Source organism: Pseudidiomarina aquimaris, assembly GCF_003987395.1.
Lineage (GTDB): Bacteria > Pseudomonadota > Gammaproteobacteria > Enterobacterales > Alteromonadaceae > Pseudidiomarina > Pseudidiomarina aquimaris.
The window spans coordinates 40,909-51,278 of sequence record NZ_PIPT01000012.1 but is presented as its reverse complement, the minus strand read 5'-3'; the positions used below and the strand labels follow the sequence as shown (position 1 = coordinate 51,278).

Here is a 10,370-nt window from a genome sequence, read left to right as displayed (position 1 = left end):
CCGTCCGCCGCTCGTCAGCAAAGAAGCAAGCTTCTCTCTGTTACCGCTCGACTTGCATGTGTTAGGCCTGCCGCCAGCGTTCAATCTGAGCCATGATCAAACTCTTCAGTTTAAAAGTTTAATCGACTCATTGAATTTCATGACTTAAGCTTTATTTTGTTAAGCACTTCGTTCAATCAGTCAGGTGTACTATTTAAAGTACTTGTCGCATCCGAAGATGCTTTCTCTGCCTGAATCCGGTAAGTGCCCACACAGTTTGCTTGGCTTGATATATTGTTAAAGAACGTGCTTGAAGCTCTTTCGGAACTCTCAAGCGGGATGCGTATTTTACGCTTTCCCTTGTCAGCGTCAAGATCATTTTCGATCTTTTTTTTGCAGGCGCTTCGCGCCGCTGACCGTTATCTCCGTTGGCTTTGCCCTCGGTGACAACGGCGGCGAATTATAAGGATCATTTACCTGCGTGCAAGATCTTTTTGCGAAATAATTTCCGACTGCTTTTTTTTTAATCAGATTGAACGATCTTTGACTGTTTATTGTCTATAAACACTGCTAATGTTCTGTAAAACGTTTCAAAGAACAATAACAACACAATGAACGACTAGGGGTGTGCAATCGATGAAATTGAAAACAGCACTTACAATAGCGCTGGGTATAACAATAGGTATCACTGTACCAAAAGCTACCGCAGCGATGACGCTAAGTGACGAGATCGGTTACATAGACAATAATAGTTATCAACTCACGGAAGAAAATAAACGTCTCGTTAATACCTACTTAAGAATGTTCCGCTATTACACAAAGCGAAATTTCTCTCCGACTCGAACAGTACGCGTGTTATTAAGTAATTATCCCGAACACGTTGAATCGATTGTACATGCTGCTTTCGAGCGCTACCCGAATAATTACGAGCAAATCATTAAAGCTGCTATCGATGCGGAACCAGGATTTACCAAAGACATTATGGCGGTGGCCATGCATACTGAGGTAGCACAGCCTGCTGAACTAGTGAGAATTGCAGTTGAAGCGGAACCTGCTTATGCCGATGAAATCGTTGTTGAAGCAAGTCGCGCTAACCCGGCGAATGTTGAAGAACTGGTTCGCGTCGCTGTCAAAGTTGAACCGGAAATGGCTGATAGTATTATGCAATCGGCAAGTGCATCACAACCGGAAAAAGTTGAAGGTATTGTACATGCAACCTTGAGTGTATTGCCTGCGATCGGGGATTATCTCTCGAGTTCATTATCAGATCTGATTGATCTCATAACGACAGATAATGATCCTGAGTCAACTGAAGTTACTTCAAGAGCAGAAGCTCTCTCCGTCTTGAAGGGGGCTTATCGCGCTGGAATGAGTTACCAAGAAATTGAAGCGCTAGCCGAGACCCACGGAATCGCTAAAGAAGAAATTGCTGCAGCAGTTGCGAGCAAGAATTAACTATTAGGTTTATTAGAAACAAAAAAGCCGCTCATTTGAGCGGCTTTTTTAATTCTCCAAAGAGAATCTTACTCTTCTACTGCAACTTCTTCAGCTTCAGTAGCTTCAACTTCTGGACGGTCAACTAGCTCAACATAAGCCATTGGCGCGTTGTCACCTGCACGGAAGCCACACTTCATGATGCGAGTGTAACCACCAGCGCGTTCTTGATAACGCGGACCAAGCTCGTTGAACAGCTTACCAACCACTTCTTTGTCACGAGTGCGAGCAAACGCCAAACGACGATTAGCTACGCTGTCTTGCTTAGACAAAGTGATAAGCGGCTCAATAACACGACGCAGTTCTTTAGCTTTAGGAAGTGTAGTTTTAATCACTTCGTGACGCACAAGTGAACTTGCCATGTTGCTGAACATCGCTTTGCGATGGCTGCTGTTGCGGTTGAGTTGACGACCACTCTTACGATGGCGCATACCTATACCCTTCTCAGTAATTCTCTGTAAAAGATGCTTTAGTCGCGATCAACAAGACTTGCTGGCGGCCAGTTTTCTAGACGCATGCCTAGAGACAAACCACGTGAAGCAAGTACGTCTTTGATCTCGGTCAGCGACTTCTTACCAAGGTTTGGAGTCTTCAACAACTCAACCTCGGTACGCTGTACTAAATCACCAATGTACTGAATAGCTTCTGCTTTTAAACAGTTAGCAGAACGCACAGTTAATTCCAAATCGTCTACCGGACGTAACAGAATCGGATCGAATTCTGGTTTCTCTTCTTTCTCTTCCGGTTCGCTCATGTCACGCAATTCAACAAACGCTTCCAGCTGTTCAGCCAGGATTGTTGCTGCGCGGCGAATCGCTTCCTCTGGATCCAGAGTGCCATTCGTTTCCATGTCGATAACCAGTTTGTCCAAGTCGGTACGTTGTTCAACACGAGCTGAATCAACGTTGTACGCAATGCGCTCAACTGGACTAAAAGAAGCGTCGACTAGTAGAAGCCCGATCGGACGTTCTTCATCGTCAGCGGACTGACGTGCCGAAGCTGGAACATAACCACGACCACGCTCTACTTTGATTGACATCTCAATCTCAGTATCACCTGTCAAAGTACAGATCAGGTGGTCAGGGTTAACAATCTCAATATCGCCATCAGTGGTGATATCGCCAGCCTTGACAGGGCCCGCTCCAGATTTTTTCAAGGTCAGCGTAGCTTCATCTTTACCTTCCATGGTCACTGCTAAGCCTTTAAGGTTCAGCAGAATTTCGATGACATCTTCCTGAACACCCTCTTTACTGCTGTATTCGTGTTGTACGCCGTCAATTTTAACTTCAGTCACAGCCACACCTGGCATAGACGAAAGTAAAATGCGACGCAACGCGTTGCCCAGCGTGTGACCAAAGCCACGCTCAAGAGGCTCCAACGTCACTTTTGCGTGAGTCGGGCTGATTTGTTCAATGTCGACTAGCCTTGGTTTAAGGAATTCGGTAACAGAACCCTGCATTGTGTCCTCTCTTTATGCTTAAGCTTTACTTAGAGTAAAGCTCTACGATCAACTGTTCGTTAATTTCAGCAGACAAGTCTGAACGCTCTGGAAGACGCTTAAATTGACCTTCCATTTTGTTCGCGTCTACTTCCAACCACACTGGCTTCTCGCGTTGATCAGCAAGTTCCAATGCAGCGGCGATGCGCGCCTGCTTTTTCGCTTTTTCGCGAACGGACACAACATCTTCCGGACGAACTTTGAACGACGGAATGTTGACTACCTGGCCATTCACTACCACTGCTTTGTGGCTTACCAACTGACGTGCTTCTGCACGAGTTGAGGCAAAGCCCATGCGGTAAACAACGTTATCAAGACGCTGTTCAAGCAATTGCAGCAGGTTTTCACCAGTGTTGCCCTTAATACGGGCAGCTTCTTTGTAATAGTTACGGAATTGCTTTTCTAGTACGCCATACATACGACGAACTTTTTGCTTTTCACGTAACTGCAAACCGTAATCAGACAAACGGCCACGACGTGCGCCGTGCTGACCCGGTGCGCTCTCGAGTTTACATTTCGTATCGATAGCGCGTACGCCGCTTTTCAGGAACAGGTCTGTTCCTTCGCGACGACTCAGTTTGAGTTTTGGACCCAAATATCTAGCCATGTTCTTTCTCCAACTATCGTATGGCGCCTATTAAACGCGACGTTTCTTAGGCGGACGACAACCGTTGTGAGGAATAGGCGTCACATCAGTAATGTTAGTGATGCGATAACCTACAGCGTTCAACGCGCGAATTGATGATTCGCGACCAGGACCTGGGCCCTTTACGAACACTTCTAGGTTTTTCAAACCATATTCCTTCGCCATTTCACCCGCGCGCTCAGCAGCAACCTGTGCAGCGAATGGTGTAGATTTACGTGAACCACGGAAACCTGAACCACCTGCAGTTGCCCATGCTAACGCGTTACCTTGACGGTCAGTGATGGTCACAATGGTGTTATTGAAAGATGCATGGATGTGAGCCATGCCATCAGCGACTTGCTTTTTAACGCGCTTACGAGTACGAGTTGGTTGTTTAGCCATTGCTCAACTCCTTACTTCTTAATTGGTTTACGCGGACCTTTACGGGTGCGCGCATTTGTTTTAGTGCGCTGTCCACGTAGAGGCAAGCCACGACGATGACGAAGGCCACGGAAACATCCGAGGTCCATCAAGCGTTTGATGTTCATAGAAACTTCACGACGTAGGTCGCCTTCTACAGCGAATTTACCTACTGCTTCGCGAAGCAGATCTAGTTTTTCTTCTGACAAAGAGCCGATCGTAGTATTTTCTTCGATACCAACCGCAGCAAGAATATGCTTAGAGCGGGTACGACCAATACCATAGATCGCAGTCAAGGCAATGACTGCATGCTTATTGTCAGGAACGTTAATGCCAGCGATACGGGCCACTAACACGTCTCCTATAGTTTATGGGTGACCGGATTTGAAAAGCCCGTTAGGATACTCAACCGGTCGCCAATTTGCAAACATATCAAAGCCGCAGCCGGGATTTTTTTCCTGGCTGCGGGCTTCTTTCTCGAATTAACCTTGCCGTTGCTTGTGCTTAGGGTCACTGCAAATTACGCGCACAACGCCGTTGCGCTTGATAACTTTACAGTTACGGCAGATTTTCTTCACGGAAGCACGAACTTTCATTGCTACACTCCGTAATTATCCAACCTTAACGGCCGAAGCCTTTTAGGTTAGCTTTTTTCAGGACAGAATCATACTGATGTGACATCAGATGAGTCTGGACCTGCGCCATAAAATCCATGATAACTACAACGATAATCAATAGTGATGTACCGCCAAAGTAGAACTGAACGTTCCACGCAATCATCATGAACTCAGGAACCAAACAGACAAAGGTAATGTACAGCGCGCCCGCAAGCGTCAACCGGGTCATTACTTTATCGATGTAACGAGAGGTTTGCTCGCCTGGACGAATACCAGGGATAAACGCACCCGACTTCTTCAAGTTATCTGCTGTCTCACGCGGGTTGAACACCAACGCAGTGTAGAAGAAACAGAAGAAGATAATTGCCGCTGCATAAAGCATTACGTACAGAGGTTGACCCGGTGACAACGTCAACGAGACCTCTTGTAAGAAGTTTGCTACCACACCCTCGCCTTGGCCGAACCAAGTAGCGATAGTGCTTGGGAACAAAATAATGCTCGATGCAAAGATCGGCGGAATCACACCTGCCATATTAACTTTCAATGGCAAGTGCGTGCTTTGCGCCGCAAAAACTTTACGTCCTTGCTGACGTTTCGCGTAGTTTACCACAATTCGGCGCTGACCGCGCTCAACGAAAACTACGAAATACGTCACGGCGAAAACAATTACACCAATCAGCAATAACAACAATAAATGTAAATCACCTTGACGTGCTTGCTCAGCCGTTTGCCCAATGGCAGACGGGAGGCCCGCAACAATACCGGTGAAAATAAGAATAGAGATACCGTTACCAATCCCACGTTCAGTGATTTGCTCACCTAACCACATAAGGAACATGGTTCCTGTGACAAGGCTCACAACAGCTGTGAAGTAGAATCCGAAACCTGGATCGATAACGAGTCCTGGCATCAGACTTGGCAAGCCAGTGGCAATACCAATTGATTGGAACGTCGCAAGTACCAAAGTACCCCAACGCGTGTATTGGCTAATCTTACGTCGACCTGCTTCACCTTCTTTCTTAAGCTCTGCCAAACGTGGATGAACCACTGAGGCAAGTTGCATAATAATCGATGCAGTGATGTACGGCATGATACCCAAAGCGAATACCGATGCACGTTCAAGTGCACCACCGCTGAACATGTTAAACATGGCAACGATGGTGTCTCTTTGCTGGTCAAATAGCTGCGCCAATACAGCGGCATCAATACCAGGAATAGGCACAAAGGAGCCCGCACGGAACACGATCAACGCGCCGAGTACAAACAGCAGGCGTCGTTTTAGTTCCGAGGTGCCGCCTTGAGCTCTGTTAGATTCCAATCCTGGTTTAGCCATTTGCTCTATCCTTCGATTTTGCCGCCAGCAGCTTCAATAGCTTCGCGGGCGCCTTTGGTGACCTTGATGCCTTGTACTGTAACGGCACGGTTGATTTCGCCTGACTTGATCACTTTAACGAACAAGATGTCGTTACGAATCAAACCAGCTTCTTTCAAGCTCGCCATGTTAACAGTATCACCAGCAACTTTCGCTACTTCAGCAAGGTTAACTTCAGCAGTCACGAATGACTTACGTGAAGTGAAACCAAACTTCGGCAAGCGACGTTGGATTGGCATTTGACCGCCTTCGAAACCTGGCTTGACAGTACCGCCTGAGCGAGACTTTTGACCTTTATGGCCACGTCCACCAGTTTTTCCTAAGCCTGAGCCAATACCACGTCCTAGACGTTTTTTGCTGGTTTTAGCACCAGGTGCAGGGGAGAGTGAGTTCAAGAACATCGTATTAGTCCTCCACCTTTACCATGTAAGTGACTTGGTTCACCATGCCGCGGACGGCTGGAGTATCTTCCAGCTCGACCGTGTGACCAATGCGGCGTAGACCAAGACCACGTAGAGTAGCTTTGTGCTTCGGCAAACGACCGATGCTGCTACGCGTCTGTGTTACTTTGATTGTCTTTTTCGCCATTGTTCACTACCCCAAAATGTCTTCAACGCGCAATCCACGCTTAGCCGCCACTTGTTCTGGCGACTTCATGTTGTGAAGTGCCTTGATAGTGGCACGTACAACGTTGATTGGGTTGGTTGAACCATATGCTTTTGACAGCACGTTGTGCACGCCTGCTACTTCGAGTACTGCACGCATCGCACCGCCGGCGATGATACCTGTACCTTCAGAGGCTGGCTGCATGAATACCTGTGAACCTGAATGACGGCCTTTTACAGGATGTTGCAAAGTGTCGCCTTTCAGCTGCACGGTTACCATGTTGCGACGCGCTTTTTCCATTGCCTTTTGAATAGCAGCTGGAACTTCGCGTGCTTTACCATAACCGAAACCCACTTTGCCCTGACCGTCACCAACTACAGTAAGTGCAGTGAAGCTAAAGATACGACCACCTTTAACTACTTTTGCTACACGGTTTACTGTGATTAGCTTTTCTTGCAGGTCACTTTGTTGAGCTTCTACATTTGCATTTGCCATGTTCGTCTCCTAGAACTGAAGTCCAGCTTCACGAGCTGCGTCAGCCAAAGCGGCAACGCGACCGTGATAACGGAAACCACTGCGATCAAAAGCAACATCTTTGATGCCTTTCTCAATCGCCCGTTCAGCGATCAGCTTACCAACTGTCTTCGCTGCATCGACGTTGCCGGTAGCTTTTACCGCGTCTTTGACAGCTTTTTCGACTGTTGATGCTGAAGCTACAACTTCAGAACCGTTCGGTGCAATGAGCTGTGCGTAAATATGCCGTGGTGTACGGTGAACGACCAGGCGGTTTGCACCCAACTCAAGCATTTTCTTACGTGCGCGAGTGGCGCGGCGTAAGCGAGCTGTTTTCTTGTCCATCGTCTTACCTTACTTTTTCTTGGCTTCTTTACGGCGTACTTGCTCATCGGCATAACGTACACCTTTACCTTTGTAAGGTTCAGGCTTACGGTACGCGCGAATGTTAGCGGCAACTTGACCGACTAACTGCTTGTCTACACCTTTAACGACTACTTCAGTTTGTGTTGGGACTTCGATAGTGATTCCCTGAGGGATATCGAACTCTACAGGATGAGAGAAGCCCAAAGTTAGGTTCAGTTTTGAACCGGCAGTATTTGCACGGTAACCAACACCAACTAATTGCAGCTTACGCTCATAACCTTGCGCAACACCAACCACCATGTTTTGTAGTAACGCACGTGCGGTACCCGCTTGAGCAGTTGCATTTGCAACTCCTTCGCGTGGGATAGTACGCAATACGCTGTCTTCTTGAATAACTTCAACAGCGTCGTTAACTACACGGCTCAAAGAGCCTTTGGCACCTTTAATTGTCACTTCCTGGCCATTTAGCGTAACTTCAACGCCAGCAGGAATGGCAATAGGTGCTTTAGCAACTCGTGACATTTCCTAACTCCTCGTTACGCTACGTAACCGATAACTTCACCGCCAAGACCCGCTTTGCGAGCGGCGCGGTCGGTCATCAGGCCTTTAGAAGTTGAGACGACTGCCACACCTAGACCACCCATTACTTTAGGTAGTTCGTTGCGTTTCTTGTAGATACGCAGACCAGGGCGACTTACGCGCTCAATTGATTCGATAACAGGTTTGCCTTCAAAGTATTTCAACGTAACTTCTAGTTCAGCTTTCACTTCACCAGACACGCTGAAATCCGCGATATAACCTTCTTCTTTCAGAACTTGGGCAATAGCCACTTTCTGCTTAGAAGCAGGCATGCGCACGGCGACTTTGTTAGCACCCTGAGCGTTGCGGATGCGAGTGAACATATCCGCAATTGGATCTTGCATGCTCATATTTGCTTTCTCCCGTGACTCGTGGCTTACCAGCTAGCTTTTTTCAAGCCAGGAATTTCACCGCGCATCGCTTTCTCACGAACTTTGATTCGGCTCATACCGAATTTACGTAAGAAACCGTGAGGGCGGCCTGTAACGCGGCAGCGATTACGCTGACGGCTAGGGCTTGAATCACGTGGGAGACTTTGCAATTTCAGCACGGCTTCCCAACGCTCTTCATCCGAAGTATTCGGATCGCTGATCACAGCTTTAAGTGCGATGCGTTTCTCTGCGTATTTAGCTGCAAGCTTTTGACGCTTGAGCTCACGCATTTTCATTGCTTCTTTAGCCATAACTCTACACCTTACTTCTTGAACGGGAAGTTAAAGGCAGCGAGCAAAGCGCGAGCTTCGTCATCAGTGCCTGCAGTAGTTGTGATAGTGATATCCAAACCACGTACCCGGTCAACTTTATCAAAGTCGATTTCAGGGAAAATGATTTGCTCACGCACACCCATACTATAATTTCCACGTCCGTCGAATGATTTAGGGTTCAAACCACGGAAGTCACGAACACGAGGAATTGCAATAGAGATTAAACGCTCTAAGAAATCCCACATACGTTCGCCACGCAGAGTCACTTTACAGCCAATTGGGTAGCCTTCACGGATTTTGAAGCCAGCGACAGATTTACGAGCAACGGTACGAACTGGGCGTTGACCAGAAATAGCTTCTAGGTCGGCCACTGCGTTGTCGAGAATCTTTTTGTCAGCCAGAGCTTCACCAACACCCATGTTAAGGGTGATTTTCTCAATCCGAGGGACTTGCATGACGCTGTTGTAGCTGAACTGTTTAACCAGCTCAGGAACTACTGATTCTTTGTAAAAATCATGCAGTTTCGCCATCGTAAAACTCCAAATTAAAAATTAAATGATTGCGTTGTTCGACTTGAAGAAACGAACTTTTTTGCCGTCTTCAAGTTTGAAACCAACACGATCTGCTTTACCAGTCTCTGGGTTATAAATCGCAACGTTAGAAACGTCGATTGAAGCTTCTTGCTCAATCACACCGCCAGCAACGCCAAGAGCCGGGTTTGGCTTCTGGTGTTTCTTCACGATGTTTACGCCTTCAACGAAAACACGATTTTTAGCGGTGTCGACTTTAAGCACTTTGCCGCGCTTACCTTTGTCTTTACCTGCCAGGACTACTACTTCGTCATCACGTTTGATTTTTGCCGCCATAACTGACTCCTTACAGTACTTCTGGTGCCAGAGAAACAATCTTCATAAATTGCTCAGAGCGCAATTCACGAGTCACTGGTCCAAAGATACGAGTGCCAATTGGCTGTTGGTTGTTATTCAACAATACAGCCGCGTTGCGGTCAAAACGGATGACTGACCCGTCTTGACGACGGACGCCTTTTCTGGTGCGAACGACCACCGCATTAACTACGTCACCTTTCTTCACTTTACCGCGAGGAATCGCTTCTTTAACAGAAACTTTGATGATGTCGCCAATGTTTGCGTACCGGCGGTGCGAGCCACCCAGAACCTTAATACATTGTACGCTGCGAGCGCCCGAGTTATCGGCCACGTCCAGTGTAGTTTGCATTTGGATCATTGCAGTGCTCCGCTTGATTAATTAAACAGACCCTCTCGGGTCGTTGTCCGTCCTTTTATTCACATCTTTTCAATAGTTAGAAGAGAATAAAAGATTTCCCCTTATAAAAAGGGCGGCGAATTGTAACAGATAAAAATTTGAGATGATAGTACTAGGGATGATTTTCTTGCGGGCTTGTTCGCGAATTTTTTACGCTGTTTGTCGCACAACTAACGACACCCGATGGAAAGCGCCCTAATAGTAACAACCCAGCAGGCAAAATGCTAGCGAAATAGCTGTACTTATTTATGAGTTTCGATAGTGCCAATTTGGGGCTCAACACCACTCTGCGTGCGACCGAAGCAGTTGGCAAG

18 protein-coding genes and 1 rRNA gene are annotated in these 10,370 nt (G+C 47.1%); 1 reads left to right on the top strand and 18 read right to left on the bottom strand.

The genetic code is table 11. The features are described from left to right. Positions 1-112, bottom strand: a 16S ribosomal RNA gene (locus tag CWE21_RS13075); the annotation flags it as partial. 503 nt (positions 113-615) lie between these two features. Here CWE21_RS13075 and CWE21_RS13070 point away from each other — a divergent pair. After that, positions 616-1,434 (top strand): hypothetical protein, encoded by an 819-nt coding sequence (locus CWE21_RS13070; RefSeq protein ID WP_126834881.1) that lies wholly within the window; start codon positions 616-618, stop codon positions 1,432-1,434. A 68-nt stretch (positions 1,435-1,502) separates the two neighbouring features. On the opposite strand, the gene rplQ is transcribed toward CWE21_RS13070, so the two are convergent. The 17 genes from rplQ to rplN all read right to left on the bottom strand — a co-directional run bounded on the left by rplQ (position 1,503) and on the right by rplN (position 10,017). Then, on the bottom strand, positions 1,503-1,904 hold the full coding sequence (rplQ, locus tag CWE21_RS13065) for a 50S ribosomal protein L17 (protein WP_126774084.1): 402 nt from the start codon (positions 1,902-1,904) through the stop codon (positions 1,503-1,505). Positions 1,905-1,942: 38 nt separating this feature from the next. Next, complete coding sequence (locus CWE21_RS13060; RefSeq protein WP_126834880.1) at positions 1,943-2,932, bottom strand: DNA-directed RNA polymerase subunit alpha; 990 nt, start codon at positions 2,930-2,932, stop codon at positions 1,943-1,945. A 25-nt stretch (positions 2,933-2,957) separates the two neighbouring features. Then, positions 2,958-3,578 carry a 30S ribosomal protein S4 gene (rpsD, locus tag CWE21_RS13055; protein WP_126834879.1) on the bottom strand — a complete coding sequence of 207 codons (621 nt, stop codon included), beginning with the start codon at positions 3,576-3,578 and terminating at the stop codon, positions 2,958-2,960. A gap of 30 nt (positions 3,579-3,608) precedes the next feature. Continuing rightward, the gene (gene rpsK, locus CWE21_RS13050) at positions 3,609-3,998 is read right to left on the bottom strand and encodes a 30S ribosomal protein S11 (RefSeq protein ID WP_034734070.1); all 390 of its coding nucleotides are present in this window, start codon (positions 3,996-3,998) and stop codon (positions 3,609-3,611) included. An 11-nt stretch (positions 3,999-4,009) separates the two neighbouring features. After that, on the bottom strand, positions 4,010-4,366 hold the full coding sequence (gene rpsM, locus CWE21_RS13045) for a 30S ribosomal protein S13 (RefSeq protein ID WP_126834878.1): 357 nt from the start codon (positions 4,364-4,366) through the stop codon (positions 4,010-4,012). A gap of 132 nt (positions 4,367-4,498) precedes the next feature. Beyond that, complete coding sequence (rpmJ, locus tag CWE21_RS13040) at positions 4,499-4,612, bottom strand: 50S ribosomal protein L36 (RefSeq protein ID WP_055439830.1); 114 nt, start codon at positions 4,610-4,612, stop codon at positions 4,499-4,501. 25 nt (positions 4,613-4,637) lie between these two features. Continuing rightward, positions 4,638-5,966 carry a preprotein translocase subunit SecY gene (gene secY, locus CWE21_RS13035; RefSeq protein ID WP_126834877.1) on the bottom strand — a complete coding sequence of 443 codons (1,329 nt, stop codon included), beginning with the start codon at positions 5,964-5,966 and terminating at the stop codon, positions 4,638-4,640. Positions 5,967-5,971: 5 nt separating this feature from the next. Continuing rightward, positions 5,972-6,406: a 50S ribosomal protein L15 gene (gene rplO, locus CWE21_RS13030; RefSeq protein ID WP_126834876.1), complete on the bottom strand. Its 435-nt coding sequence runs from the start codon at positions 6,404-6,406 to the stop codon at positions 5,972-5,974. Between the two features lie 4 nt (positions 6,407-6,410). Beyond that, complete coding sequence (gene rpmD, locus CWE21_RS13025; RefSeq protein ID WP_055439827.1) at positions 6,411-6,593, bottom strand: 50S ribosomal protein L30; 183 nt, start codon at positions 6,591-6,593, stop codon at positions 6,411-6,413. 6 nt (positions 6,594-6,599) lie between these two features. Beyond that, the gene (rpsE, locus tag CWE21_RS13020) at positions 6,600-7,106 is read right to left on the bottom strand and encodes a 30S ribosomal protein S5 (RefSeq protein ID WP_126834875.1); all 507 of its coding nucleotides are present in this window, start codon (positions 7,104-7,106) and stop codon (positions 6,600-6,602) included. Positions 7,107-7,115: 9 nt separating this feature from the next. Further along, complete coding sequence (gene rplR, locus CWE21_RS13015; protein WP_126834874.1) at positions 7,116-7,469, bottom strand: 50S ribosomal protein L18; 354 nt, start codon at positions 7,467-7,469, stop codon at positions 7,116-7,118. Between the two features lie 9 nt (positions 7,470-7,478). Then, complete coding sequence (rplF, locus tag CWE21_RS13010; protein WP_126834873.1) at positions 7,479-8,012, bottom strand: 50S ribosomal protein L6; 534 nt, start codon at positions 8,010-8,012, stop codon at positions 7,479-7,481. Positions 8,013-8,026: 14 nt separating this feature from the next. Beyond that, complete coding sequence (gene rpsH, locus CWE21_RS13005; protein ID WP_034734085.1) at positions 8,027-8,419, bottom strand: 30S ribosomal protein S8; 393 nt, start codon at positions 8,417-8,419, stop codon at positions 8,027-8,029. 26 nt (positions 8,420-8,445) lie between these two features. After that, positions 8,446-8,751, bottom strand: a complete 306-nt coding sequence (gene rpsN, locus CWE21_RS13000) for a 30S ribosomal protein S14 (protein WP_126774100.1) — start codon at positions 8,749-8,751, stop codon at positions 8,446-8,448. Positions 8,752-8,762: 11 nt separating this feature from the next. Then, on the bottom strand, positions 8,763-9,302 hold the full coding sequence (gene rplE / locus CWE21_RS12995; protein ID WP_126774102.1) for a 50S ribosomal protein L5: 540 nt from the start codon (positions 9,300-9,302) through the stop codon (positions 8,763-8,765). 21 nt (positions 9,303-9,323) lie between these two features. Further along, entirely contained in the window at positions 9,324-9,638 is a 315-nt protein-coding gene (gene rplX / locus CWE21_RS12990; RefSeq protein WP_126834872.1) for a 50S ribosomal protein L24, read from the bottom strand. Positions 9,639-9,648: 10 nt separating this feature from the next. Continuing rightward, complete coding sequence (rplN, locus tag CWE21_RS12985; RefSeq protein ID WP_126764556.1) at positions 9,649-10,017, bottom strand: 50S ribosomal protein L14; 369 nt, start codon at positions 10,015-10,017, stop codon at positions 9,649-9,651. Between the last annotated feature and the right edge of the window lie 353 nt (positions 10,018-10,370).